At 73.7% G+C, this 24,833-nt stretch carries 20 protein-coding genes; 7 read left to right on the top strand and 13 right to left on the bottom strand.

The annotated features are described in order from the left end of the window. Positions 1-26: 26 nt before the first annotated feature. Both ACZ3ZE_RS02125 and ACZ3ZE_RS02120 read right to left on the bottom strand, forming a co-directional pair. Positions 27-1,955, bottom strand: a complete 1,929-nt coding sequence (locus ACZ3ZE_RS02125; protein WP_467257025.1) for a hypothetical protein — start codon at positions 1,953-1,955, stop codon at positions 27-29. Positions 1,956-2,065: 110 nt separating this feature from the next. Then, positions 2,066-2,866, bottom strand: a complete 801-nt coding sequence (locus ACZ3ZE_RS02120; RefSeq protein WP_467257023.1) for a tyrosine-protein phosphatase — start codon at positions 2,864-2,866, stop codon at positions 2,066-2,068. 200 nt (positions 2,867-3,066) lie between these two features. Between ACZ3ZE_RS02120 and ACZ3ZE_RS02115 the strand changes: the two genes are divergently transcribed. Next, a complete protein-coding gene (locus tag ACZ3ZE_RS02115; RefSeq protein WP_467257022.1) occupies positions 3,067-3,726 on the top strand; it encodes a hypothetical protein in 660 nt (219 codons plus the stop codon). A gap of 54 nt (positions 3,727-3,780) precedes the next feature. Further along, entirely contained in the window at positions 3,781-5,331 is a 1,551-nt protein-coding gene (locus ACZ3ZE_RS02110) for a PepSY-associated TM helix domain-containing protein (protein ID WP_467257020.1), read from the top strand. On the opposite strand, the gene ACZ3ZE_RS02105 is transcribed toward ACZ3ZE_RS02110, so the two are convergent. Continuing rightward, positions 5,332-5,883 (bottom strand): winged helix-turn-helix domain-containing protein, encoded by a 552-nt coding sequence (locus tag ACZ3ZE_RS02105; RefSeq protein WP_361163854.1) that lies wholly within the window; start codon positions 5,881-5,883, stop codon positions 5,332-5,334. Between the two features lie 365 nt (positions 5,884-6,248). Then, the gene (gene glnII / locus ACZ3ZE_RS02100; RefSeq protein WP_361163856.1) at positions 6,249-7,280 is read right to left on the bottom strand and encodes a glutamine synthetase; all 1,032 of its coding nucleotides are present in this window, start codon (positions 7,278-7,280) and stop codon (positions 6,249-6,251) included. Positions 7,281-7,512: 232 nt separating this feature from the next. On the opposite strand from glnII, the gene ACZ3ZE_RS02095 reads away from it, so the two are divergent. After that, the gene (locus tag ACZ3ZE_RS02095) at positions 7,513-8,415 is read left to right on the top strand and encodes a Gfo/Idh/MocA family protein (RefSeq protein WP_361623539.1); all 903 of its coding nucleotides are present in this window, start codon (positions 7,513-7,515) and stop codon (positions 8,413-8,415) included. Between the two features lie 31 nt (positions 8,416-8,446). Here the strand turns inward: ACZ3ZE_RS02095 and ACZ3ZE_RS02090 are convergent, their stop codons facing one another. Continuing rightward, on the bottom strand, positions 8,447-8,806 hold the full coding sequence (locus ACZ3ZE_RS02090; RefSeq protein WP_361163860.1) for an arsenate reductase family protein: 360 nt from the start codon (positions 8,804-8,806) through the stop codon (positions 8,447-8,449). 172 nt (positions 8,807-8,978) lie between these two features. On the opposite strand from ACZ3ZE_RS02090, the gene ACZ3ZE_RS02085 reads away from it, so the two are divergent. Then, positions 8,979-9,254, top strand: a complete 276-nt coding sequence (locus tag ACZ3ZE_RS02085) for a hypothetical protein (RefSeq protein ID WP_361163862.1) — start codon at positions 8,979-8,981, stop codon at positions 9,252-9,254. On the opposite strand, the gene ACZ3ZE_RS02080 is transcribed toward ACZ3ZE_RS02085, so the two are convergent. Together ACZ3ZE_RS02080 and ACZ3ZE_RS02075 are read right to left on the bottom strand one after the other, a co-directional pair. Next, entirely contained in the window at positions 9,242-13,306 is a 4,065-nt protein-coding gene (locus ACZ3ZE_RS02080; RefSeq protein WP_467257018.1) for a wHTH domain-containing protein, read from the bottom strand. The genes ACZ3ZE_RS02085 and ACZ3ZE_RS02080 overlap by 13 nt on opposite strands. 89 nt (positions 13,307-13,395) lie before the next feature. Continuing rightward, positions 13,396-14,361, bottom strand: a complete 966-nt coding sequence (locus ACZ3ZE_RS02075; protein ID WP_467257016.1) for a TrmB family transcriptional regulator — start codon at positions 14,359-14,361, stop codon at positions 13,396-13,398. A gap of 436 nt (positions 14,362-14,797) precedes the next feature. Between ACZ3ZE_RS02075 and ACZ3ZE_RS02070 the strand changes: the two genes are divergently transcribed. Beyond that, positions 14,798-16,081, top strand: coding sequence for a thioester domain-containing protein (locus tag ACZ3ZE_RS02070; protein WP_467257014.1), 1,284 nt, complete (start codon positions 14,798-14,800; stop codon positions 16,079-16,081). Positions 16,082-16,176: 95 nt separating this feature from the next. On the opposite strand, the gene glnA is transcribed toward ACZ3ZE_RS02070, so the two are convergent. Continuing rightward, positions 16,177-17,601: a type I glutamate--ammonia ligase gene (glnA, locus tag ACZ3ZE_RS02065; RefSeq protein ID WP_361163870.1), complete on the bottom strand. Its 1,425-nt coding sequence runs from the start codon at positions 17,599-17,601 to the stop codon at positions 16,177-16,179. A 222-nt stretch (positions 17,602-17,823) separates the two neighbouring features. Here glnA and ACZ3ZE_RS02060 point away from each other — a divergent pair, with 222 nt between their 5' ends. Then, entirely contained in the window at positions 17,824-18,291 is a 468-nt protein-coding gene (locus ACZ3ZE_RS02060) for an RDD family protein (protein WP_361163872.1), read from the top strand. Positions 18,292-18,430: 139 nt separating this feature from the next. On the opposite strand, the gene ACZ3ZE_RS02055 is transcribed toward ACZ3ZE_RS02060, so the two are convergent. The 4 genes from ACZ3ZE_RS02055 to lipB form a co-directional block, all read right to left on the bottom strand. Then, positions 18,431-19,141, bottom strand: a complete 711-nt coding sequence (locus tag ACZ3ZE_RS02055) for a DUF4191 domain-containing protein (protein WP_361163874.1) — start codon at positions 19,139-19,141, stop codon at positions 18,431-18,433. A 10-nt stretch (positions 19,142-19,151) separates the two neighbouring features. Next, positions 19,152-19,361 carry an SCO2195 family GlnR-regulated protein gene (locus tag ACZ3ZE_RS02050; protein ID WP_361163876.1) on the bottom strand — a complete coding sequence of 70 codons (210 nt, stop codon included), beginning with the start codon at positions 19,359-19,361 and terminating at the stop codon, positions 19,152-19,154. A gap of 196 nt (positions 19,362-19,557) precedes the next feature. Continuing rightward, positions 19,558-20,526 (bottom strand): lipoyl synthase, encoded by a 969-nt coding sequence (gene lipA / locus ACZ3ZE_RS02045; RefSeq protein WP_361163878.1) that lies wholly within the window; start codon positions 20,524-20,526, stop codon positions 19,558-19,560. A 145-nt stretch (positions 20,527-20,671) separates the two neighbouring features. Further along, complete coding sequence (lipB, locus tag ACZ3ZE_RS02040) at positions 20,672-21,505, bottom strand: lipoyl(octanoyl) transferase LipB (RefSeq protein ID WP_363292657.1); 834 nt, start codon at positions 21,503-21,505, stop codon at positions 20,672-20,674. 344 nt (positions 21,506-21,849) lie between these two features. Here lipB and ACZ3ZE_RS02035 point away from each other — a divergent pair, with 344 nt between their 5' ends. Then, positions 21,850-23,307, top strand: a complete 1,458-nt coding sequence (locus tag ACZ3ZE_RS02035) for a regulator (protein ID WP_361163882.1) — start codon at positions 21,850-21,852, stop codon at positions 23,305-23,307. Positions 23,308-23,324: 17 nt separating this feature from the next. Here ACZ3ZE_RS02035 and ACZ3ZE_RS02030 read toward each other — a convergent pair whose 3' ends face one another. Further along, complete coding sequence (locus ACZ3ZE_RS02030) at positions 23,325-24,620, bottom strand: NAD(P)/FAD-dependent oxidoreductase (protein ID WP_467257012.1); 1,296 nt, start codon at positions 24,618-24,620, stop codon at positions 23,325-23,327. Positions 24,621-24,833 lie beyond the last annotated feature (213 nt).

Raw genomic sequence — 24,833 nt, 5'->3', positions numbered from 1 at the left:
CCCATTTCCCCGCCCCGGGCGGCCCGTCACCTCAGGGCGCTCACCCGGGTCCCGTCCGCCAGCGTCCCCGTCAGGTCCGCCCGGCTCCCCGGCGCCGCCTTCACCGCGAGCAGATGCCCCTCGGCCCGCCCCTTCACCCCGCCCGACAGGCTCAGCGAAGCGAAGTCCCCCGTGCCCGCCGCCACCACGTACCACTGCCCGCTCCGGGCCTGCCAGACCACGCCCGCGAGCACCCGGGGATCCCGCGCCCCACAGGCCGGGCTGCCCTCCGAGCGGGCCGCCAGGGCCGCCGTGCCCGTCGCGCCCGGCGCGCGGAACAGCGCCAGCGCGCGGCTCCCCGTACCCCGCCAGGTCTCCGCCCGCGCGCACAGCCACTCCGCGCGCCCGCCGGCCTCCGGCAGCGCCTGCCCGGCGAAGGTCCAGGAGTTCACCGCCCGCACCCCGTGCGAGCGCACCGCCGAGAGCTGGCAGGCCGTCCGCGCCCACGCCTCCCGCGCCGCCGGGCCCGTCGCGTCCACGGGCGCGGACGGCGGGCCGGAGGTCAGCCGCGCCGGGGCCAGTTCGCCCAGGTCGCCCAGGAGCCGGACGCCCGTCCCGTCCCGCACCTGGAGCGTGTTCCAGCTCGCGCAGGTCCGGGCCGTCGCCGGGCTCGGCATCGGCTCGGTCACCCCGGCCGCGTCCCGGGCCAGCGGCCACGCCGCCTTCGCGGGCGCCAGCAGGTCGACGACCGCCGTCTCCTTCACCCAAGGGGCCGTCAGATAGCGCACGTTGCCCGCGGCCCGCGACACCACGAGCGCCGCCGAGCCGACCGCGTCCGCCCCGTCCGTCCGCGCGAAGTCCAGCGCCGCCCCGCTCGCGTCCCCGACCGGCTCCGCGTACCGCACCACCCGCAGGCCGTCGTAGACCAGCACCACGCGCACCGCGTCCACCTGCCCCGCGTACAGCAGCTGCGGCGATCCCATCGGCGGCCCCGGCGGCGTCCCGGGCGTCGCCGAGGCGTGCACGGACGGGCCGGGGCGCGCCCACACCGCGAGCGCCCGCCGCAGCAGCGCCGTGTCGCCGGTGAGCCCGCCGCGCGCCGGCCACACCGAGAAGTCCGTCCGGGTGGACGTCCGCCAGGCCGCCGGCGCGACCCGCTTCACACCGCCCGGGTCGAGCGCCGCCTCCGCCGCCGGATTGCGGGCGTACGAGGGTGCCGCCGCCCCGTTCCTGCCCCAGCCGTCCCCCGGCAGCCCGAGCAGCGTCCCGCACACCACCACCGCCGCTGCCGCCGCCAGCGCCGCCCGGCCGTGCTGGCGCCGCCGCATGAGGTCCGGCGGGCGCGCCTGGAGCGAACAGGGGTCGAACTCGGGCGACTCCAGGAGCGCGCTCCGCGCCTCGACCCCGTCCGCCTCCGTGAGCGCCGCCCCGGGGTCCTCGGCCCCGGCCGCCGCCAGGACCCGCAGCACCTCCGGGTCGCCCTGACGCTCCAGGCCGCGCAGCACGTACGCGGCGCGCCCCGGCCCGGAGAGCGCCGAGAGACTCTGGTCCAGGGCCAGTTCGTCGGCGCCGCCCGCCCGGGGGAACAGTCGCAGCCCCCACACCTGCGGCAGCAGCGGCGGGAACTGCGCCCGTCGCGGCAGCGCCCGCCGCCGCAGCGGCAGCCCGGCCACCAGCGCCTGCCGCAGCACCTCGCCCCGCACGTACGCGTACCCCGGGTCGACCGCGTCCTCCGCCCGCCGCGCCCCCGGGACGGCCCCGCCCGAGGTACGGCGGCGCGGCAGCGAGCGCTGCACGAGCGCGTGCGCGGTCAGCACCCGGCGGTTGCGGCCCAGCGAGGGCGGCAGGACGAGGTACGCGATGCGGACGAGCCGCGGGTAGTGCTCGACGAGCGCGGCCTCGGCCTGCTCCACGTCGACGGGACCGGGGGAGTCGGGGGAGGGGCCTGAGGAGGGGGCGAGTTCCTGGGTGCTCACGTTCAGCAGAACGAGCGAATCGTGCGATGGTCACCCCGGCGGGGTCCCCCGTACGGGCGAGGCGGGGGCCCCTGTGGGCCCCCTGTGGGCGCGGCCAGGACCGGCCCGGCTCAGGCCGCGTACACCGTGAGCCGCTCGCGGATCAGCGCGGTCACCTCGTCGGGGACGCCGAGCCCCTCCCGCACGTACTTCTCCATCGACCCGTGCAGCACCGCCACCTCGTCGAACGCCGCCTCCAGGTACTCCGGCACGACCCCGATCAGCGCGAGCGCCAGGTCCGGGTCGCCGCCCTGGGCCGTGAAGCCCTCGATGAGCGGGGCGAAGGCCTGCCGCACCGCCGGGTTGACGGACAGGAACTCCGCCATGACCGTCTCCTCGTCCGCGCCGAGCAGCGACAGCACGACCGCCGCCGCCCAGCCCGTACGGTCCTTGCCTGCCGTGCAGTGGAAGAGCAGCGGACCGGAGTACGGGTCGCCCAGCTCGGTGAGGAAGGCCCCGTACGAGGCGCGCGCCGACTCGGTGTTCACGAAGGCCCGGTACGTCCGCCGGAACGCCGCCTGCGCCCCGCCCCCGCCCAGGTGCTCCTCGGCGAGCGCCGGATCGGACAGCAGGGTCTTCAGGCGGGCGGCAGGCGGCAGCCCGCTGGTCGCCAGGAAGTCCGCGAGCACGTCCGCGACGAGCAGCCGCCCGCCCGGCGGCACCTGGTCGGGCCGCTCGGCGCGCTCGGCGGCGGTGCGAAAGTCGACGACGGTACGGATGCCGAGCGCGGCCACCACCGGATCGGCCGGATCGAGCCGGTCGAGCTGCCCGGAGCGGAAGACCAGGCCCTCGCGGACACTGCGGCCCTCGCCGAGGGGGAGGGAGCCGAGGCCGCGGAGGTTGGCGACGGTGGCGGCGGGGATGGCGGGCATGCGTCGACTCCTACGAAACCGGTACAAAAGCAGTTTCCCGCTCACCGTAGCCGATGCGTGTCGGGGGCGGACTGCCGGGCCCGGCGCGGGGATGACACCATGGCCGCACCATGACGCACCCCAGGTCGCCGCTGCGCGCCCTCCGTGCCGCACTCTTCGCGGCGGTGTGCGTTACTTTGGCAGCGGTGGGGCATTCGTCCATGTCTGCCCACGCGATCCCGGGGCGCTCGCTCCTCCTGGCCTTCGCCGTGACGGCCGCCCTCGCCTGGACCGCCGCCGGCCACCGCCGCGGCCCCCTCGCCATCGCGACCGGCCTCACCGCGGCACAGGGAGCGCTGCACCTGATCTTCGGGGCGGGCGAACACGGGTCGATGTCGGAGGCGATGGGCCTGATGGGGCCCATGGACGGCATGGACGGCATGGACGGCATGGGCGGGATGGGCGAGATGGGCGCCGCCGACGCCATGGGCTCGATGGACTCGATGGGCGCCATGGACCACATGGGTTCCATGGCGCACACCATGACCATGGGCGGAGCCGGTGCCTCCGGCCCCGGTTCCGGGCTCGGCATGCTCGCCGCGCACCTGATCGCCGCCCTGGCCTGCGGACTCTGGCTCGCCCGGGGCGAGGCCGCGCTGTTCGCGCTGGCCCGTGCCGTCGCCGCGACCGCGTTCACGCCGCTGCGCCTCGCGCTCGCCGTCGTACGCGCTCTCGCACCCGTACCGCCGGTCCTGCGGCCGGTGCGCACCGCCCCGTACACCCGCAGGCCGCGCGGTGTCGTCCTCGCGCGGTCGGTCTCCCGGCGCGGCCCGCCCCGCCCGGCCGCACCCCGCGCCACGGCCCTCGGAGCACGCGTCTGACGTGATCGGCCCGGGGGCCGCTTCCCCATGCCGACACACACTCCTAGGACCGTCATGCCCATCGACGACCTCGCACGCCCGGATACACCCGATACACCGGACGCCCCGGACGCCCCGGACGCCCCGGACGCCCCGGAGGCACCGGATACGCCGGAGGCACCGGATACGCCGGTCGCGCCGGAAACCCCCGACACGCGCCCCGTCGACTCCCCGGCCCGCCCGCGCGGCTGGGCGGCGCTGCGCCCGCTCGTCCTGCGCCTGCACTTCTACGCGGGCGTCCTCGTCGCCCCGTTCCTCCTCGTCGCCGCCGTCAGCGGCCTGCTGTACGCGCTGTCCGTACCGGCCGAGAAGCTGGTCTACGCGCACGAGCTCGAAGTCCCCGTGCCCGCCGACGCCACGGCCCTGCCGCTCTCCCGCCAGGTGGAGCTGGCCCGCGCGGCCAACCCCGACGGCACCGTCACCGCCGTGTGGCCCGGGGCCGAACCCGGCGCCACCACGCGGGTCCTGATGGCCGACCCGGAGGCCCCCGAGGGCACCTCCATGGGCGTGTTCGTCGACCCGTACACCGGTGACATACGCGGACAGCTGCCCAGCTACGGCAGCTCGGGCGCGCTCCCGCTGCGCACCTGGATCTCCGGGCTCCACGTCGACCTGCACCTCGGCGAACTCGGCCGCAACTACAGCGAGCTGGCCGCCAGCTGGCTGTGGGTGGTCGCGCTCGGCGGCCTGCTGCTGTGGATCGGGCGCCGTCGCAGGAACCGGCGCGCGCTGTTCCTGCCCGAACGCGGCCCGAAGTCCCGCCGCCGCACGCTCTCCTGGCACGGCACGGTCGGCCTGTGGACGGTGGCCGGTCTCGTGGCGCTCTCCGCCACCGGTCTGACCTGGTCGCGGTACGCGGGCGAGAACATCGGCTCCGTCCAGGACCGGCTCGGCGGCGCCACCCCGGCGCTGTCCGCCGACATCACGGCCGGCGGCCCGGCCGGGGCCGGGGCCGGGGAGCACGCGGGGCACGGCGCCGGTCACCAGCCGGCCCCGGCCGCGCCCAAGGGTGCGGACATCGGCCTCGACAGGGCGGTCGACGCGGCCCGCGCGGCCGGCATCGACAGCCCCTCGATCGCGGTCGTGCTGCCGGCGGAGGGCGCCGGTTACGTGGTGAAGGAGACCGACAAGCAGTTCCCCGTCGAGCTGGACTCGGTGGCCGTGAACCCGGCCGACGGCACCGTCCTCGACGAACTGCGCTTCGCCGACTACCCGCTGCTCGCCCAGCTCACCCGGATCGGCATCGACGCCCACATGGGTGTCTTCCTCGGCCTGTTCAACCAGCTGGCGCTCGCGGCCCTCGGGCTCGCCCTGGTCCTGCTCGTCCTGTGGGGCTACCGCATGTGGTGGCTGCGCCGGCCGGGCCGCCCGGTCGCCCGGGGCGCCTGGCGGAAGGTCCCGCCGACGCTGCTGCTGCCGCTGCTCGCGGGGACGGCCCTGGTGGCGTGGTTCGTCCCGCTGCTCGGCCTCAGCCTGCTGCTGTTCGTGGCCGTGGACGTGACGACCGGGGTGGTGGCGAGGGTCCGGGCCGGGCGCGGTGGCCCGGACCCCGCCGGAACGGCCTGATCAGGGGGTGTACTTGTAGCCGACCCGCCGCACGGTCTGGATCGTGTGGCGGTGCTCGGCGCCCAGCTTGCGGCGCAGCCGCGCCACGTGGACGTCGACGGTCCGGCCGTCGCCGACGTGCCCGTACCCCCACACCGTCGTGACCAACTGGTCGCGGGTGTGCACCCGGTGCGGGTGGGCCACGAGGTGGGCGAGCAGTTCGAACTCCAGATACGTCAGGTCCAGCGGCCGCCCGTCCACGACGGCGACCCGCTGGACGCCGTCGATGGCCACCGGACCCTGCTCGCCGGCCGGCTCGGCCGCCACCGGGGCGGGCTGCTGCTGGTCGGCGGGGAGCAGCACGAGATAGCCGACCATCGGCGGCCGGCCGGGCAGTGCCGGCAGGGTGTGCGGGGGCGCGGGCAGCAGCGTGGCGCCCGGCGGCAGGAAGTCGGCGACCCGTGCGAGACCGGCGACCTCGTCGGGGTCGACGGCGCGCAGCCGGTGCCGGTCGGCCCGCTCGACGCGGGGACGGAGGGGGGTGAGGGTGGCGGCAGCCTGGGTATGGGCCATGAAAGCTCAACTCTTTCGCGCGAGTTACGGACGGACAGGCGTCGTACGTCATGCGCGTCGGCCGAAGGCCGGAGAACCGGACCTACCGGTCGGGGGCTTTAGAGGGCCGACGCGTTCCTCACGCGTCGACAGCACCGGTCGAAGTCATGGTGCTGACGGGAAGGCCAGAACGGCTCGAGGTCGTGGCGACCCTTCGCGGTGTCGTTCTCGATGCTGGCCATATCCCTATTAAACCAGGAGGGAAGTGCGGTGGGCAGCCCCCGGTCGGCCAAAAGCGGTGTCGCGCCGCCCACATGTGCTTCCCACATGCCGGAAGGGGCGCCCACCGTACGGAACGGTGGACGCCCCTTCCGGGTGCGTGTGGATCAGACCTGGCCGGCCCGCTCAAGGGCCTCGCAGCAGGTGTCCACCATGAGGCGGGTCACCACGTACGGGTCCACGTTCGCGTTCGGACGGCGGTCCTCGATGTAGCCCTTGCCGTCCTGCTCGACCTGCCACGGGATGCGGACCGAGGCGCCGCGGTCGGAGACGCCGTAGTGGTACTTGTCCCACGGGGCGGTCTCGTGCAGACCGGTCAGCCGGTCGTCGATGCCCGCGCCGTAGTTCTTCACGTGGTCGAGCGGCTTCGAGCCCTCGCCCAGCGACTCGCACGCGGTGATGATCGCGTCGTAGCCCTCGCGCATCGCCTTCGTGGAGAAGTTGGTGTGCGCGCCGGCACCGTTCCAGTCGCCCTTCACCGGCTTCGGGTCCAGGGTCGCGGTGACCTTGAAGTCCTCGGCGGTGCGGTAGAGCAGCCAGCGGGCCACCCACAGCTGGTCGGCGACCTCCAGCGGCGCCAGCGGGCCGACCTGGAACTCCCACTGGCCGGGCATGACCTCGGCGTTGATGCCGGAGATGCCGAGACCCGCGGTCAGGCAGTTCTCCAGGTGCGCCTCGACGATGTCACGGCCGAAGATCTCGTCCGCGCCGACACCGCAGTAGTAGCCGCCCTGCGGGGCGGGGAAGCCGCCGACCGGGAAGCCGAGCGGACGCTCGCCGTCGAAGAAGGTGTACTCCTGCTCGATGCCGAAGATCGGCTCCTGGGCGGCGTACTGCGCGTACACCTCGGCCAGCGCGGCACGCGTGTTGGACTCGTGCGGCGTCATGTCCGTGTTCAGGACCTCGCACAGCACGAGCACGTCGTCGCCGCCGCGGATCGGGTCCGGGCAGGAGAAGACCGGCTTGAGGACACGGTCCGAGGCGTGTCCCTTGGCCTGGTTGGTGCTGGAACCGTCGAAGCCCCAGAGCGGCAGCTCCTCCAGGGCGACCCCCGTGCCGGGCATGATCTTCGTCTTCGAACGGAGCTTGGCGGTCGGCTCGGTTCCGTCGATCCAGATGTACTCAGCCTTGAAGGTCACGGGTGTCATCCTTTGGCGTGCGCTGCGGGGGCGGTGTCTGCGCGCAGCATCGCAATATCGGATTTCCCGATGGTTGCCCGATTGTGAACCCCGTGTTACTCAGCTTTCCTCCGTATCCGGGGGGCGGGGTGCGGCGGGGCGCGGGCGGGGCGGCGGGGTCCGGTTCGTATACGGGCTCGGATCCGGGGCATCCCGGGGTCCGATGTCCGAGCGGGGCGGCAGACTGGTGGGCATGGCGAAGATCCCCGGCGTGAAGCCCCGTATCGGACTGCTCGGCACCGGCCCCTGGGCCGAGCGCACGCACGCGCCCGCGCTGGCGGCGCACGCGGGCGTGGAGTTCAGCGGGGTGTGGGGCAGACGGCCCGAGGCCGCGGCGGCGCTGGCCGCCGGGTTCGGGACGCGGGCGTACGAGGACGTGGACGCCCTGTTCGCGGCGAGCGACGCCGTCGCCCTCGCGCTGCCGCCGGACGTCCAGGCCCCGCTCGCGGCCCGGGCGGCGGCCGCCGGCTGCCACGTGATCCTCGACAAGCCGGTGGCGACCTCGCCCGGCACGGCCCGCGACCTGGCGGCGGCCGTCACGGCGGAGGGCGTCGCCTCCGTGGTCTTCTGCACCCTGCGGTTCGCGGAGCCCACCGCCCGCTGGATCGACGAACAGGCGGCGGCGGGCGGCTGGTTCCTGGGCGAGGCGCACTGGCTGGGCTCCCTCTTCGGCCCCGGCTCCCAGAGCGCCTACGCGGCCTCGCCGTGGCGGCGCGAGAAGGGCGGCCTGTGGGACGTCGGCCCGCACGTCCTCTCCGTCTACCTGCCGATCCTCGGCGACGTCACCTCGGTGACCTGCGCCCCCGGCCCCGAGGACACCCGGCACCTGGTCCTGCGGCACACCTCGGGCGCGAGCAGCACCGCCACCCTCACCCTCAGCGCCCCGCCCGAGGCCGCAGAGGCCGCGCTCTCCCTATACGGGAAGCGGGGGCGGGTGACGATGCCGGGCTGGGACGGCGCCCTGGGCGCCTTCGGGGGAGCGGTGGACGCCCTCCTGGAGGCCGTCCGCAGCGGCGAGCCGCACGCCTGCGACGTGCGCTTCGGGGCGCGGCTCACCGAGATCCTGGCGGAGGCGGAGACGGCGGCGTCCGCCTGAGACGGGGGCGTCCGCTTGAGGCGGCGGGCGGTCAGCGGGACAGCGCGTCCCGCACGGCCTCGTCGGTGCGGGCGACGACGGCCGTGCCGTCCTCCGCGGTGATGATGGGCCGCTGGATCAGCTTCGGACGCGCGGCCAGCGCCTCCACCCAGCGGTCCCGGTTCGCCGCGTCCCGGGGCCAGTCCTTGAGCCCGAGCTCCTTCGCGTCCGCCTCCTGCGTCCGCGTGATGTCCCACGGCTCCAGGCCGAGCCGGTCGAGCACGGCCCGGATCTCGTCCGGGCTCGGCACGTCCTCCAGGTAGCGCCGCACGGTGTAGTCGGCGCCCTCGGCGTCCAGCAGGGTCAGTGCGCCGCGGCACTTGGAACAGGCGGGATTGATCCAGATCTCCATGCCCCCAACGTACCGCGCGGAGGACCGTGGCACGGGCCGCGGAACGTACCGGGAAACGTGCCACTAAACCCCGTCTGGCCAGGGCCGATTGTCAGTGGGGGCGACTAAAATCAGGGGTGAAGGCGAGGGTCCCGGGGAGGGCTCTCGCCCACCGTTCGCCAGGAGGTCGCGCATGGCTCTCGCCGTGATCCGGACACCGTCCCTCGAACCCTGGAAGCCGCTCCAGAAGAAGCCGCTCCCCGCGGGCCGCCCCCGCGAGTGGTACGTCACCCACAACCGCCGGCTGAAGGCCATGCGCCTCTCGATAGCCCTGCTCGACGCCGGGGTCTACATCCCGTCGCGGGCCACCAACGCGAAGATCCGCACGACCGCCGTCCAGCTCGGCATCCACCCGCCGTCCGACACCACCTGCCACATGGTCCGCGCCCTGATCCGCTACGGCCGCTGACCCGGAAAGGGCGCCGCCCGGCCCACGCGTGCCGGGCGGCGCTCTCCGTACACCTGGGCCACGGGCAGCCGCTGCTCTCCGTGACCGACCATTTCGTTGCACGGGGGGCGGGGGACGCGGGCCAGGGCGGCGCGGATCGTGTCGGCGGGGTGGGGGAGGGGGACGCCGAGGTTGCGGATGAGGTCGACGACTTCGGTGAGGGTGGTGCGGCGACGGATGGCGGCGTGGTGGAGGTACTGGAGGCTGAAGTGGTGCGCCTCGGGGACCTCTGTCTCCGGCGTGTCGCCCAGCCGGAGCAGGTCTGTGGCCTCACCGAACGACACGCCTGGCGGCAAGTCGTCGTGCGAGGGCGTGATCCCGCAGGCTCGCAGGCGCTTCGCGATGTCGCGGGGGCTGGTGCCGAGTTCACGTGCCGCCATCACCACATGGGTGAACGGCACGGGTGCGTTCGAGGGCGTCCACCAGTTGAAAGGACCGTACGGGCGCAGGATTTCGCGGTCGAGCGCGGTGGGACGGCTGGGCACGTCGAGGGCGATCTCGAAGCCGTAGGACCGCAGTCGGGCGACCTTGCGGCGCAGCTCCGGCAGGCCGTTCGCCCCGTCGAGCACGAAGGCGTAGAGGGGGGAGGCGGCAGAGGTCAGGAAGACCCGCTCGAAATCGTCCGTGAGCAGGGCCAGGTCCTCGGGTCCCGCGTCGGGGGGAAGCACGTCGGGAACGGTGAAGCCGAGCCCCTTGAGCCGCGCGAGCACGCCGGTCAACGGCAGACCGAGCTGCTTCACAGCCTGGAGCAGGTGCCCCGGCGGGGTCACCTCCGCCCGGTCGAGCCAGGGCGCCTTGCCGGTTCCTCGTGCGCTCAGCAGCACCAGGTCCTCCGTCGAGGGGCGTTCGGGGAGACCGCCGGGATCGACGGCCAGACCGTATGCCGCGAGCCGTCGGCATACCTCGGGGACGGACATGCCCGAGGCGATGCTGACTTCGGCGATGTGCCCCGGCGGGACAACCGCGTCGGCGTCCAGGAGGCCGGCCCCGTACGTGCCCGGCGCTGCGACGAGCAGTTCGTCCGAAGCGGCGGCCAGACGTTCGACGTGCTCGGGGACGGTGAAGCCGAACCGGCGCAGATGCGCCGCGGTTTCGTCGACGCCGGACCGCATACGGGTCGCCGCCTTCTGGAGGCCGTCCGCGGTGACCCGCTCGTGCAGGGTGAGCCCGTCCGGATCTGAGGGGTCCTCGAAAGCCCGTGCGCCTGCCTGGGTGAGGAGTGCGTCGGGCGCCCAGTGTCGCGGGTCGACCTTCGCGAACCCCAGCACGGCCATGCGCCGCGCCAGTTCGCGAGGGGCGGACCCGAGAGAGCGGGCAGCGTCAGGGATGAAGGCCAACCGTTGTGTGGTGGAGCGGAGGATCCACTGGTCGGAAGGTACGGCCCGCAGGACGGGGCCCGAGTCCCGGATTCCCGGGCACACCTCCTCCAGGCCCTCCAGCGCCGGGTGCCGCCTGGCGAGCAGTCGCCAGAGGTAGATGTGGTCGTCCACGTCCTTTCCGTCGTTCGCCCACCGGGCGGGGGTGTACCTGTCGCCGCGGCGCCACCGCGGCAGCAGGGAGAAGTCCATCGGCAGGAACCCGGCCCCGGGAGCGCCGAAGGACAGGCCCTTGTAGGTCAGCGTCCGCCCCTTCGCTGCGAGCGCCGAGGTGACGATGTCGGCGAGGACGGGACTCTCCTTGGCCACCCGGCAGACCCATTCGAAGCCCGGCACCCCCCGGTCGGCCTCCGCGTCGGCGAGCACCCCCGCCGCCTGACGCAGCAGCTCGCCGACCACGGGCGCCACGTCGTCGACGACATGCCGCCGGTCCACCGACAGGGTCCCCGGTGACCGGGATCCGCTGAGGTTCACCACAGCGCCGGTCAGGCCTGAAACCTTGCCGCCGAAAATCCCCGTATGCCGCACCTGCGGCTCCACCAGCAGCCCGTCCACCAGCAGCGCCCCGCCCTGCTCGCACCAGACGACGTCCACGCCCTCCGGCGCGTCGGGCCAGACCGTCAGGCTCCCGTGCGCGTTCAGGGCGAAGTCCTCGCCCTGGTTCCCGTGACGCGCCCGCAGCACCCCCGGCACCCACGTACTCTCCGGCCCCCCGCCGTGCCGCGCACTCGTCGGAAACTCCGCGATCCCGAGCACCCGCTCCAGCACGTCGACGCTCGACCACCCCTCCTCCAGCGTGTCGGGTCGCAGATACAACCGCACCCGCGTCCCCGGCTCCCGCCCCCGCGCCGCCACCTGGACGATCCGGAACAGGTGCCCGGGCCCGCACACCGACACCTCGTACACCGGCCCGGGAACGCCGTCGGGACCCATCCGGCAGGTGGTGACGCGGATGTCGTCGGCGAGCATGAAGTAGCTGAGCACGCCGATGCCGAAGCGGCTGTTGGGGTAGAGCGTGACGGGCGGGTCGAGGCGTTCCCAGGCGGCCCGTTCCAGGGTGAACTCCAGCTGCTCGGCGAAGCGCGAGCCCGCCCGCGAGAAGACCCCGCGGAGCTCCGCGTCGCCCATGCCGACGCCGTCGTCCTGGCACTCCAGGTACTCCCGGCCGTCCTCGTCGACGTCCTGCACGAAGGCGATGCGCCCGAGGTACGGGGTGGAGGCCGGCTGCCCCGTGCGGTCCAGGTACTCGCCGCGGGCCCGCCGGTAGCGGCAGGCGTCCAGGGCGTTCTGGTACAGCTCGCGGACCGCCAGGTCGCGGGACTTGTACAGCTGGATGCCCATGGCGAGGTCGAGGACCCGGCGGCCGTCGCCGCGGAAGCGCGCGTACCCGTCGAAGGCACCCTCGCTCGGCACGACGCCGTCGCTGGAAAGCCGGGTCGGCAGCTCGGGCAGCGGCTGGGTGATCCGGTCGCGCGCGGTCCGCCGTACCGTGTGCAGCAGTTCGTCGGCGCGGGCCGTGTACTCGCGCAGCCCCTCCACGACGGCCTCGTGCCGGCATTCCGCCCGCAGCACGGGGTGATCGTGCGGGCCGCCCCAGTGGGCGGTGTCGAGGGTGCGGCGCAGCGCGTCCAGGTCCACCGGGTACGGGATGGGCAGATGCTCGGCGACGATCGAGGGCAGGGCCGTCATCTCGACCGCCATGCCGTGCGCGAGGGCGAGCAGCAGAACTAGCCGCTGGTCGCGGATGCGCTGGTGGCCGGGGCCGGAGCGGACCCCGTCGTCGGTCGGCAGCAGGCCGAGGAACTCCGGGTGGCACACGTCGGGGCCGCGGCGCAGACCGTGCAGCAGGGCCGCCACCCGACGCGGCGCCAGCGCCTCGCCGAGCCCGTCCGCCGTGTCGCCCAGCGCGTCGAGCAGTCGGCGTACGGGGTCGGCGCCCGCGAACTCCCGCTGCTGCGCGAGCCAGCGGTGGAACAGCCACCAGCCGACCGCCGGCTCGGCCGCCGCGTCGCGCCGGGCCCGCTGGACCAGCGCCTCGTCCCCCTCCGTGAACACCTCGAACGCCCGCCGGTCGGGGGACGGTTCCGGCATCGGGGCCAGGCTCCAGGGCGCGACCGCCGCGAGCTGCTCGACGCGGAGCAGGCAGTGCGCCCGGTAGAGGAAGGGGAAGAGCGCGAGGAGCGCCGCCTCGGCCGGGTAGAGGTCGAGGTCGGGGCCGGCACCCGGTTCGCCGAGGAGCCACTCGACCTGCCCCAGGAAGCGCGTCGGCAGCCCGGGATCGTCCCAGGGGTCGGTGCGGGCTTCCGCCGGCACCCCCGCGTCCGGCGGCACTCCGGCTTCCGTCGGCACCCCCGCGTCCGGCGGCACCCCCACCCCCGCACGGATCCCCGCCAGCCGTGCCGCCACCGCCTCGGCCAGCTCCCGGTGCGCCCGCGCGTCCCGGTCGCCGGCCACGTGCTTCCACACCGCGGAGTCGCCGACGGCACGCACCCAGGGGTCGGCGGGGGGCGTCTCGGCGGGCTCCGGCTGCGGACGCGCGTCCGTGTGGAGATGGACGACGCCGATCGACCCGGCCTGGACCACCGGTCCCCCCACCGTCCCGCCGTCCACGACGTTGCGGGTCCAGCCCTGTTCCACCTCACCGCCCCCTTCTTCCGCTGCGCCGCGTGGGCGACACGCAGGAAGGACGAACGTAGCAAGCGGCGCGGGCCCTCACCCCGCAGTCGTCACAGCCAGTTCCGTTCCCGGGCCGCCAGCGCGGCCCGGAAGCGGCTCTGGGTTCCCAGGCGGCGCATGAGCGCGGCGACGTGGCCCCGGTAGGTGCGGACGGACATGCCGAGTCGGCGGGCGCCCGTCTCGTCCTTGTCCACCCCTGCCATGGCGCGCAGGACGAGGTGCTCGGTCTGGCTCGGCAGGTCGTCCGCGACCCCGAAGGAGCGTGCCCAGCGGGACTCGAACTGGGCGAGCAGGTGCGACAGGAGGCCGGGCTGGCGGACGATCAGGGCGCCCCGCGTGATGTCCGCCGGGTCGGTCGCCACCAGGGCGGTCCGGCGGTCGAAGACCACCATCCGTTCGAGCGGCCCGGTCGTGCCCCGTACCTGGGCGCCCTGCTCCGACAGTTCCGACAGGAAGCGGCCGACCTCCGGGGAGCCGAGCGCCCCGGTGTGCACGATGGTCCGCATCCGCAGGCCCCGGTGCAGGTACTTCAGGTCGGAGCTCCTGACCGCGTCGAGGGCGCCGGTGAGGATCGGTCCGGGGTGTGTGGTCAGCCGCTCCTCGCGGGCGAAGTACGACAGCTCGTCCACGCACGCCAGCACCTGGTCGAGGCCCTCGACCCGCTCCAGCTCGGTGAGCTGCCCCCAGGTCCCGGTGCGCCGGTCCTCGGCCAGGCTCTCCACCAGGTGGCGTGAGGAGGCGACGCGCCGGATCTCGCCCTGGAGCCCTTGGATCCGCGACCGTGCCAGCCGGTCGACCACGGACGCCGGGTCCGCGCCGTTGAACGTGAGCCGGTCGGCCGTGGCCACCATGCCCAGGTTCCGGAGCCGGCCGAGCACGGCCACGGCCGTCTCCTCGTCGATGCCGCAGCCCTCGGCGATCGCGGCGATGCCGATGCCGGGCGACCGCAGGGTCATCCGGTAGACCGCCTCCTCACCCGCGCTCACGCCGAGGGGCGCGAGTGTGTTGCCGTCCATCGTTTCCGTCCCCGCTCTCGTGTCGGCCTTCTCCCGGACGGAGATCGTCCATCGCGCCGGACGCCCCTCCCCAGGGACCTAAGCCCCCTCCCGGCGGGACCAATGCCCCGGGCGCGTGAGGCGGTTTCGGTGTTCCGGGGACGCGGCCGTGCCGGGTCGTCGGGCTTCGCCGGAACGCCAAGCAGGCAACCTTTCAACGAAGTTGGATGCCCCTGCGCACGGCTCCGGCGCGGGTGCCGCCCGGCCCGTTCGGAGCGCGGCCCATCAAGCGCGTCTATGGGGTCATAGATCTGCCGCCTTGCAGGAAGCTGCAGCCGCGGTCCGCAGGGAGTGACCTCCGTTTCCGGGGTCGAGCCGCTCCGGCCGCTCCTAGCGTGGTCAGGGTCCGAGCTGGCGCACACAAGAGAAGAGCAGAGCATTGGTGAGGCGGAAACGCGTGGTCCGCAGGGCGGTCGGCGTACTCGCGGGCGGGATGCTGGTGAGCGGCGTGGCGGGGGCCGCGACGACCGCGGTGGCGGCGGACGCCGGCGGTGACGGGAGGCTTGTCGTCAAGTCGAGCGCCCTCCTCGACTTCGACTACATCGGCCGCATCCATGAGCCGGAGGGCAAGGAAGACGGGGAGGCCGGCGGTCTGATCGAGGTGAGGACCAGCGAGGGCGGCACCCTGTACGTGTACTGTCTCGACGCCCTCGTGGACCTGAACTCCGGCTCGTCCTACCGGGAGGCCGACCGGTCCGAGGTGCCGACCCTGAAGGGCAAGCCGGACGCGGGGAAGGTCGACTGGATCCTGCGGCACGGGTATCCCGCCGTCTCCGAGGACGCGCTCGGCAAGCTGGTCGGCAGGAAGGTGTCCAAGGGCGCGGCGGCCGGCGCGACCCAGGCCGCCATCTGGCGCATCACCAACCACGTCAAGGCGGTCCCGTGGAATCCGGAGGGAGCCGTACTCGCCGACTACCTCTCGGCACACGCCACCGACGCCGAGGAACCGGCCCCGTCCCTCACCCTCACTCCTGGCACGGTGACCGGGACCGCCGGGTCCCCGCTCGGTCCGATCGAAGTCGGCTCCACCGGTGACCAGGTCACCGTCTCCCTCGACGCGGAGTCCGTCGCGGCCGGTGTGGTGCTGACCGACCGGGAGGGGCATGTGCTCTCGGACGCCGAGGGCAGGCTGACCCGGCCCGCCAAGGACGGCGACGCGCTGTTCGTGAAGGCCCCGGCCGGCGCGAAGGCGGGCGGGGCGACGGTCTCGGCGGAGGCTTCCGTCCCGGTCCGGCCGGGCCACAAGCTGGTCAGCGGGGACGGCAGCGGCAGCCAGTCCATGGCCCTGGTGAGCGGGGACCGGATCCCCGTCACCGCGCGGGCGAAGGCGAGCTGGATCGAGGCCACCGGTCCTGCGCCGACCGCCGAGCCGAGCGACCCCACCGGCTCGGCGAGCCCGCCTCCTCCGAGCGAGTCCGCCTCTCCGACCCCCTCGGGGACCGCGAGCGCCTCCGCCGCACCTGGCGGCGCCTCGGGAGGCCCGGGGCAGGGCGGCACCGCGACCGACGGCCCCACGCCGGGCGGCGCGCCCTCGGGCGGCACCGGGGGCTCGGAACTCGCCTCCACCGGCGGCTCCGGCCTCCTGGGGTTCTTCGCGGCGGCCGCCGCGGGGCTGGTCGTGATCGGTGCCGTCGTGGTCCTGGTCCATGAATGGCGCCGTCGCTGCCGCACCATGGACTGAGACGGGACGGAGACGAGCGGGCCCCCTCCGGCGTGATGCCGGACGGGGCCCGCTCGTCTCGTGGATCCGCGGTTCAGACGCGGATCGAGCGCCCTTTAGAGGTCGAAGTACAGCTCGAACTCGTGCGGGTGCGGGCGCAGCTGGATCGGGGCGATCTCGTTGGTGCGCTTGTAGTCGATCCACGTCTCGATCAGGTCGGACGTGAAGACGCCGCCGGCCTGGAGGTACTCGTTGTCCTCCTCCAGGGCGGTGAGGACGGCCTCGAGGTTGGTCGGGACCTGCGGGACGTTCGCGTGCTCCTCGGGAGCCAGCTCGTACAGGTCCTTGTCGATCGGCTCCATGGGCTCGATCTTGTTCTTGATGCCGTCGAGGCCCGCGAGGAGCAGGGCGGAGAAGGCGAGGTACGGGTTCGAGGACGGGTCCGGCGCGCGGAACTCGACGCGCTTGGCCTTCGGGTTCGAGCCCGTGATCGGGATGCGCATGGCGGCGGAGCGGTTGCGCTGCGAGTACACCATGTTGACCGGGGCCTCGAAGCCCGGGACCAGACGGTGGTACGAGTTCACCGTCGGGTTGGTGAAGGCGAGCAGCGACGGGGCGTGCTTGAGGATGCCGCCGATGTAGTAGCGGGCGGTGTCCGACAGGCCCGCGTAGCCGGCCTCGTCGTAGAAGAGCGGCTGGCCGGCGGTCCACAGCGACTGGTGGACGTGCATGCCCGAGCCGTTGTCGCCGAAGATCGGCTTCGGCATGAAGGTCGCGGTCTTGCCGTTGCGCCAGGCGACGTTCTTCACGATGTACTTGAAGAGCATCAGGTCGTCGGCCGCGGCGAGCAGCGTGTTGAACTTGTAGTTGATCTCGGCCTGGCCGGCGGTGCCGACCTCGTGGTGCTGGCGCTCGACCTGGAGGCCGACGTTCTCCAGCTCCAGGGAGATCTCCGAACGCAGGTCGGCGAAGTGGTCGACCGGCGGGGCCGGGAAGTAGCCGCCCTTGTAGCGGACCTTGTAGCCGCGGTTGTTCTCCTCCGCACCGGTGTTCCAGGCGCCGGCCTCGGAGTCGATGTGGTAGAAGCCCTGGTTCGCCGAGGTCTCGAAGCGGACCGAGTCGAACACGTAGAACTCGGCCTCGGGGCCGAAGTACGCGGTGTCGGCGATGCCGGTGGAGGCCAGGTACGCCTCCGCCTTCTTCGCGATGTTGCGCGGGTCGCGGCTGTACTGCTCGCCCGTGATCGGGTCGTGGATGAAGAAGTTGATGTTCAGCGTCTTGTCGCGGCGGAAGGGGTCCACCCGGGCCGTCGACAGGTCGGCGCGCAGGGACATGTCCGACTCGTGGATGGCCTGGAAGCCGCGGATCGACGAACCGTCGAACGCGAGCTCCTCCGACGGGTCGAAGGCCGTCGCCGGGATCGTGAAGTGCTGCATCACGCCCGGAAGGTCACAGAAGCGGACGTCGACCATCTTGACGTCGTTGTCCTGGATGAACTTCTTGACCTCGTCGGCGTTCTGGAACCCGTGCTTCTCGGACATCCAACTCCTCCTACTCCCGGCCCGGGGAGGGGCGGGCTTGCAGCTCGGTCGTGCGGCCAGTGCGGTGGCACACGCAGGACCCGACCATAGGCAGACGGGATTTCTCAAGCATGACCCATTTGTTTCGTCGAAGTTAACCGGGGCGGGTGTGCGCCCGCCCGTCCGGGGCGTCCCGCCGACCCAGGCCGAAGTGATCAAAAACGGGCACAGTACCGTGGTCGGGTGGACAACAGGCAAGCACTCGGATCATGGCTCTCCGGACCCCGCGCCGCGGCCGAAGAAGCGGGCGTGGACTTCGGCTACCGGGGGCAGCAGCTCGGTCTTCCCGAGGACGGGCCCGGCTCGATCGCCCGCCCCGGCCGCCGGCTCGGCGCCCTCGCCGTCGACTGGGCCCTCTGCATGCTGATCGCATACGGCCTGATCACCCACGGCTACGGCCAGGCCACCGGCAACTGGGCGCTGCTGCTCCTGCTGGTCCTGAGCGTGCTCACGGTCGGCACCGTCGGCTCCACCCCCGGCAAGCGCCTCTTCGGCCTCCGGGTGGTCTCGGTGCACGGCGGCCGCCTCGGCATCGTCCGCGTGGCCCTGCGCAGCGCCCTGGTCTGCCTCGCCATCCCGGCCCTCATCTGGGACCGCGACGGGCGCGGCCTGCACGACCGCTTCTCCGGCGCCGTCCAGGTCCGGATCTGACGGCAGGGGAATCCGACGGCCGGGCCACGCGACGGCCCGGACGGCGAAACGGGAAGCGCCCCGGACCGATCAACCGATCAGGTCCGGGGCGCTTCCCGTTTCCGTACGACGACGTACGTCTCCGTACGTCTCCGTACGCTCAGCGCATCTTTCCGCCGCGCGGCATCCGCATGCCCTTGGGCATCGGGCCCTTCGGCAGCGGCATGTTGCTCATGAGGTCGCCCATCGCCCGCAGCCGGTCGTTGGTGGCCGTCACCTGGGGGCCGGAGAGCAGCCGGGGCAGCTTCAGCATCTTGGTGCGGACCTTCTTCAGCGGCACCTGGCCCTGGTCCTCGTCGTTGCCGACGATGATGTCGGTCACCGGCACGTCCACGACGATGCGGGCGACCTTCTTCTTCTCGGCCGCGAGCAGCGTCTTCAGCCGGTTCGGGTTGCCCTCGCCGACCAGCACGACGCCCTGACGGCCGACCGCCCGGTGCACGACGTCCTGGTTGCGGTTCATCGCCACCGCCGGGGTGACCGTCCAGCCGCGCCCGATGTTCTGCAGCACCGCCGCGGCCGCGCCCGGCTGGCCCTCCATCTGACCGAAGGCCGCCTTCTCGGCGCGCCGGCCGAAGATGATGGCCATCGCCAGGAACGCCAGCACGAAGCCGAGGATGCCCAGGTAGAGCGGGTGGCCGATCAGGAAGCCGATCGCGAGGAAGACACCGAGTACGACGATGCCCACGCCCGCGACGACGAGCCCGACCTTGGGATCGGCCTTCCGGGTCATCTTGTACGTGAGGGCGATCTGCTTCAGTCGCCCGGGGTTCGCGGCGTCAGCGCCGCCCGTGTTTGCACTCCTCGCCATGTCCTGAAGTTTACGTGGCCCGGGAGGCGGGGCCCGACACCGCCTCCAGGACGTGCTGGGCCTCGACCCGGTCCTTGGCGCGGCGGCGGTCCTCCAGGACGGAGGCCCAGGCGTTGCGGCGGGCCCTGCGGTGCCCGCGGGAGAGCAGGACGGACTCGACGGCCCGGAGGGCGTCGGTGACGGACGGGAGCGCCGTGGCGCGGATCTGCGCGGCCTGCATGGCTGGGGGCCTCCGTGAACACTCGGTGGCGGTGAGTGAGTACATCCTCACAGAACGGTGTTACCAGGGCGTGACCCCGCGGTCAAACACTGATGAAGCTCTGACGGTGCCGACGGCCCGTCCGGCGGGCTGAGGCCCGGCGCGGATACACCGATGCGGCCGTCCCTCGGACGGCCGCATCGGGGAGAACGGCTGGTCAGACGGCCTGAGAGGCGTCGACCGTGCCCGCGCGCTTCTCGATCGCCTGCTGGTAGAGGCGGCCGGCCCGGTACGAGGAGCGGACCAGCGGGCCCGACATCACACCGGAGAAGCCGATCTCGTCGGCCTCCTCCTTCAGCTCCACGAACTCCTGCGGCTTCACCCAGCGCTCCACCGGGTGGTGCCGGACGGAGGGGCGCAGGTACTGCGTGATGGTGATCAGCTCGCAGCCCGCGTCGTGCAGGTGCTGGAGGGCCTCGCTGACCTCCTCGCGGGTCTCGCCCATGCCGAGGATCAGGTTCGACTTCGTGACCAGACCGTAGTCACGCGCCTTGGTGATGACCTCCAGCGACCGCTCGTAGCGGAAGCCGGGGCGGATCCGCTTGAAGATGCGCGGCACGGTCTCGACGTTGTGCGCGAAGACCTCGGGGCGGGAGGCGAAGACCTCCTCCAGGAGCTCCGGCACCGCGTTGAAGTCGGGGGCGAGCAGCTCGACCTTGGTGCGGCCCTCGGCGCGTCCCTCGGTCTGCTGGTGGATCTGGCGCACGGTCTCCGCGTACAGCCAGGCGCCGCCGTCCTCCAGGTCGTCGCGGGCGACGCCGGTGATGGTGGCGTAGTTCAGGTCCATCGTGACGACCGACTCGCCGACGCGGCGCGGCTCGTCACGGTCGAGCGCCTCCGGCTTGCCGGTGTCGATCTGGCAGAAGTCGCAGCGGCGGGTGCACTGGTCGCCGCCGATGAGGAAGGTGGCCTCGCGGTCCTCCCAGCATTCGAAGATGTTGGGACAGCCCGCCTCCTGGCAGACCGTGTGCAGGCCCTCGCTCTTCACCAGGCCCTGGAGCTTGTTGTACTCCGGTCCCATCTTCGCGCGGGTCTTGATCCACTCGGGCTTGCGCTCGATGGGGGTCTGGGCGTTCCGGACCTCCAGGCGCAGCATCTTGCGTCCGTCGGGTGCGACTGCGGACACATCGGCTCCTGTAGCTTCGATTCTTCGGCGCACACCAGGGTACGCCCGTTGCTTCCCATGCCTTGACGCTCTGGCCAACCCGTGGCCATGGCTCGGCATTCCTCGGTGGCCGTCAGGCGGCCGGGGGGCCGCCGCCGGGCGGCCGTCAGGCCGAGGCCCGCTCCGTCTCGCGCGCGCCCCCGGCCGGCGTCCCGTGCTCGACGGGCCGCGGCCTGAGGTCCGCGTTCTCCAGGACCTCCCGCAGGTGCCCCTCGACGACCGGGAGCACCTCCTCGATGGTGATGGCCCGGCCCAGCTCGTTGGCGAGCGAGGCCACGCCGGCGTCGCGGATGCCGCACGGGATGATCCGGTCGAACCAGGTGTTGTCCGGGTTCACGTTGAGCGCGAAGCCGTGCATCGTGACGCCCTTGGCGACCCGGATGCCGATGGCCGCCAGCTTCCGGTCCTCGCGCCGCTGGCCCGCGTTGGAGGGGGCGTACTCCGGGCCGTTCAGCCGGGGGTCGAACTCGTCGTCGGTCAGGCGCGGGTCGAAGTCCAGCGAGAGCCCGCCCAGCGAGGGGCGCTGCTCGATCGGGTCGCCGAGGACCCAGACCCCGCTGCGGCCCTCGATCCGGGTGGTCTCCAGGCCGAAGTCGGCCGCCGTGCGGATCAGGGCCTCCTCCAGGCGCCGGACGTGGGCGACCACGTCGACGGGGCGGGGCAGCTTCATGATCGGGTAGCCGACCAGCTGGCCGGGGCCGTGCCAGGTGATCTTGCCGCCGCGGTCCACGTCCACGACCGGCGTCCCGTCCAGGGGGCGCTCGCTCTCCGCGGTGCGCCGGCCGGCGGTGTAGACGGGCGGGTGCTCCAGCAGCAGACAGGTGTCGTCGACCTCGTCCGCGAACCGGGCGGCGTGCACCTCGCGCTGCTTGTCCCACGCCACCTGGTAGTCGACGGCGTCCTCGCCGAAGCCCAGACGGACGAATCGCAGCTCACTCACGGCCATGCCTCCTCCTGGATGCCGAGGGCCGGGTTCCGGGGATCGTCCCGGGGCGGGAGCCGGCTCGGCACCATGCGTCATACGCGCCCATGCCACTGTACGGCGGAGCGCCGAACAGCCGTCCGGCAGGTGCGTGGGGGTCCGTGCGCGCTGCTGGGACGCCCTCGGCCTCGGGGGTGGCCGTAAAGACCACTCCATGTTCCTCACACGATCGGATGAATGTGGGGCGAAGGTGGCAGTCAGGGCGGTCACTGCCGCTAAATTCACGCCGTTCCATGAGGGCCATGAGGGTCCGTACGGGCGGGCTGCCACCCGGGCCCGGAAGGCAGGAGACCGCACAGCTGATGACGGAACGACCCCCGCAGCGCATCCCGAACCGCCAGCTCGCCGCGCTCATCGCAGAAGCCGGTTTCTCCAACGCGGGCCTCGCCAGACGGGTGGACCAGCTCGGCCTGGAGCACGGGCTCGACCTGCGGTACGACAAGACCTCGGTCACCCGCTGGCTGCGCGGGCAGCAGCCGCGCGGCACGACCCCCGCGCTCATCGCCGAGGTCTTCACCCGACGCCTCGGACGCCGGCTCTCCGCCCAGGACCTGGGGCTCGACGCCTGCGCCCCGGTCTACGCCGGACTCGAGTTCGCGGCCACGCCCGAGGAGGCCGTCGACATCGTCAGCGGCCTCTGGCGCAAGGACTCCGGCAGTCACGCCGAACTGCGGAAGATCGCCTTCACCCCCGCCGGGCTCGTCGTGCCCAGCCGCGACTGGCTGATCGGACGGGCCGACGAACGGGTGGCCCGCGGCGAGCCCGGCGGAACCGCGGGCACCCCGGCGGACCCGCGCGTGCCCCTCCAGGGCCGCTACTCGGTGCCCCGCCAGCGCGGCACCGACCGCGGCCCCGGCCAGCGGGTCTCCGGCGGCGACATCGCCGCCCTGCGCTCCGTCGGCGAGCTCTTCCGCACCCTCGACCACGCCTACGGCGGCGGCCACGCCCGTCAGGCCCTCGTCCGCTACCTGGAGCACGAGGCCGAACCGATGCTGCGCGGCACGTACGGGGAGAGCACCGGCCGCCGGCTCTTCGGCGCGGCGGCCGACCTCACCCGGCTGGCCGGCTGGACCTCGTACGACATCGCCGCGCACGGCCTCGCCCAGCGGTACTTCGTCCAGGCGCTGCGGCTCGCGCAGGCGGCCGGGGACCGGGCGTACGGCTCGTACGTCCTGATCACCATGAGCCACCAGGCCGTCTACCTCGGGCACGGCCGCGAGGCCGTCCAGCTCGCCCGGGTCGCCCAGCAGGGCGTCGGCGCCGCCGCCCCGCCCGTCGTCCAGGCGCTGCTGCACTCCGTCGAGGCCCGAGGCCACGGCGTCCTCGGCGACTCCCGGGCCTGCGGCGCCTCCCTCGCCCGCGCCGAGCGCGCCCTGGAGGCCGCCCGGCCCGGCGACGAGGTGCCCTACTGGGCCAGGCCCTTCGACGAGGCCCAGCTCGCGGACGAGTTCGGGCACTGCCACCGCGACCTCCAGCAGTACCGGGCCGCCGCCCAGCACGCCGAACGCGCCCTCCAGCTCCGCGCCCCCGGCTACGCCCGCAGCCGCCTGTTCTGCCGCGTCGTCCTCGCCTCCGCCCGCCTCGCGCTCGGCGAACTCGACCAGGCCTGCGCGCTGGGCGCCGAGGCCGCCCAGCAGGCCTCCGAGATGCGCTCGGCCCGCGCGGTCGAGTACGTCCGCGACTTCGAACGGCGCCTGGAGCCCTACCGCGACGCCCCGGCGGTCCGGACCTACCGCGACCGGGTGGCGGCGCTCGGCTGAGCGGCCTCCCGCCCCGGCTACGCCGCCTCCGCCTCCGCGGCCGCCCCCGCCGGGCACAGCCCCAGGTCCGTCAGCAGCGTGATCGCCGCGCGGCGGGCCGAGGTGAGGGCGCCCACCGGGGTGCCGGTGGCCCGGTGGTCGCCGCACACGTAGAGGCCGGACAGCAGCCGTACCGGCCGCTCCGGGTCGAAGGGCGGCCGCATCGCCGGGAAGGCGTACGGGGTGTGGTGCAGCGCCAGCAGCTCCCACTCGTCCGTCGAGGTGCCGTACAGCGTCGCCAGGTGCTTGCGGACCCGCCGCTCGGTGTCGTCCGGCGCCGTGCCGAGCACCGTCGAGGTGATCAGCGTCCGCCCGGCCGGCGCCCGGCCCGGGTCGACCGCGCTCATCACCGCGGTGTGGGACACCGGGCCGCCCGCGTCGGACTCCAGGAGCAGCACCGGGTTCGCGGTGGGCGCCACCGGCGCCGTGTGGTGCAGCACCGTCGCCGCGTGGTACTCCGGCACGCACAGCCCCGGCAGCAGCTCCGCCGCCGTCCGGCCGCCCGTCGCCAGGATCACCGAGCGACAGGTGAACACCCCGTGCTCGGCCGTCGTGACCCGCGCGATCGACACCTCGGTGACCTTCACGCCGGTACGGACCGTCCCCGGCGGCAGCGCCGCCGCGAGCCGCTCCGGCAGGGCGTCCGAACCGCCCGCCGGCACGCTCGGCCGACCCCGCGCGAAGGACCGCAGCGCGAGGTCCGCGCGGCGGCTGGAGGTCGTCAGGTCCGGGTCGCCGAGCAGCGCGGAGACCAGCGGGCGCAACACCCCCTGGACGGTGCGGGCGGGCAGCCGGGCCGTCAACGCCTCCCGGGCGGTCCGCTCCGTGCGCCCGAGCAGGCGCTGGGCGGGCGTCGTGGCCAGCCGGACCAGGGAGGCGCCGAGGCGCGCCTGGTCGAGCGAGGTGGCCGGATTGCGCGGGGCGCTCGCGAGGGCGCGCGCCCTTCCGCGTGCTCCCCCCGCGCCGGAGGGCCCCGCGCCCCGCGAACTCCACGGCGTGTGCGGCGCCCCCCATCGCCCGAACCGGCCGTCGCTGTGCACGACGACCCCCGGGGCGAAGGCGCGCAGCGGGACCCCCTCCAGCTGTGGTGTGGTGAGCAGCGGCCCGAGCCGGTCGAGCCGGAAGCCGTCTACGGTGTCGGTCGTCATCCGGCCGCCGATCCGTGGTGCGGCCTCCAGGACCGTGACCGAGAGACCGGCCTCGGTCAGCAGCCGGGCCGCCGCGAGACCCGCGATCCCGGCTCCTACGACGACGACGTCCGAGTTGTTGAGCACGTGCCCCTCCCCAGGTCGGCGCGTTCGGTGGGAGGCATATGCCCCCAACGTGCCCCCGGAATGCCCGAGTTCGCAGAAGAGTAGGCAGCGCTCCCACGCGGCGAAGCCGCGCGCGACGGGGTGCACGCAGCACGGGGGAGCGCACGGGAGGGGAAAGGCCGGGGAAGGTGCGAGGTGGTGGGGCCGCCGGGGCGCCCGGGGCCCGTGGGCGGA

It is taken from the genome of Streptomyces sp. NPDC023157, from assembly GCF_055560575.1.
Note: the sequence above shows the minus strand (reverse complement) of the source record. Positions and strands in the feature narration are given on the sequence as shown.

Excerpts from the sequence above, each read along its gene's own strand:
- ACZ3ZE_RS02105 (WP_361163854.1), bottom strand. The coding sequence starts at position 5,883 with ATGGCCCATACCCAGGCTGCCGCCACCCTCACCCCCCTCCGTCCCCGC.
- ACZ3ZE_RS02050 (WP_361163876.1), bottom strand. The coding sequence starts at position 19,361 with ATGCAGGCCGCGCAGATCCGCGCCACGGCGCTCCCGTCCGTCACCGAC.
- glnA (WP_361163870.1), bottom strand. The coding sequence starts at position 17,601 with ATGTCCGAGAAGCACGGGTTCCAGAACGCCGACGAGGTCAAGAAGTTC.
- ACZ3ZE_RS02090 (WP_361163860.1), bottom strand. The coding sequence starts at position 8,806 with ATGGAGATCTGGATCAATCCCGCCTGTTCCAAGTGCCGCGGCGCACTG.
- ACZ3ZE_RS02120 (WP_467257023.1), bottom strand. The coding sequence starts at position 2,866 with ATGCCCGCCATCCCCGCCGCCACCGTCGCCAACCTCCGCGGCCTCGGC.
- ACZ3ZE_RS02055 (WP_361163874.1), bottom strand. The coding sequence starts at position 19,141 with ATGGCGAGGAGTGCAAACACGGGCGGCGCTGACGCCGCGAACCCCGGG.
- ACZ3ZE_RS02115 (WP_467257022.1), top strand. The coding sequence starts at position 3,067 with ATGTCTGCCCACGCGATCCCGGGGCGCTCGCTCCTCCTGGCCTTCGCC.
- ACZ3ZE_RS02035 (WP_361163882.1), top strand. The coding sequence starts at position 21,850 with ATGACGGAACGACCCCCGCAGCGCATCCCGAACCGCCAGCTCGCCGCG.
- ACZ3ZE_RS02110 (WP_467257020.1), top strand. The coding sequence starts at position 3,781 with ATGCCCATCGACGACCTCGCACGCCCGGATACACCCGATACACCGGAC.
- ACZ3ZE_RS02075 (WP_467257016.1), bottom strand. The coding sequence starts at position 14,361 with ATGGACGGCAACACACTCGCGCCCCTCGGCGTGAGCGCGGGTGAGGAG.
- ACZ3ZE_RS02095 (WP_361623539.1), top strand. The coding sequence starts at position 7,513 with ATGGCGAAGATCCCCGGCGTGAAGCCCCGTATCGGACTGCTCGGCACC.
- ACZ3ZE_RS02085 (WP_361163862.1), top strand. The coding sequence starts at position 8,979 with ATGGCTCTCGCCGTGATCCGGACACCGTCCCTCGAACCCTGGAAGCCG.